Genomic DNA, 222 nt, shown 5'->3' with positions numbered 1-222 from the left:
CTGCGGGCGACGCTGTTCGAGGTGGGTGCGCGCGAGCACGTGCTGCTGCTGGTGGTGCACCACATCGCGGCGGACGGTGCCTCGCTGGCGCCGCTGGCGCGGGACCTGTCGCAGGCGTACGCCGCGCGGTGCGCGGGTGCGGAGCCCGGCTGGCAGCCGCTGCCGGTGCAGTACGCGGACTACGCCCTGTGGCAGCGCGAACTCCTCGGCGACGAGAGCGAC

Annotated in this window: 1 protein-coding gene; it reads left to right on the top strand. The window is 75.2% G+C overall.

Features of this window, described 5'->3' with window-relative positions; all coding sequences use genetic code 11:
• Positions 1 to 222: condensation domain-containing protein (locus LG632_RS30065; protein WP_226731092.1), on the top strand; the 222-nt coding region annotated here is incomplete at both ends.

The sequence above is a fragment of the Streptomyces antimicrobicus genome (genome assembly GCF_020532625.1).
Lineage (GTDB): Bacteria > Actinomycetota > Actinomycetes > Streptomycetales > Streptomycetaceae > Streptomyces > Streptomyces antimicrobicus.
This window is presented reverse-complemented; position numbering and strand designations above follow the sequence as displayed.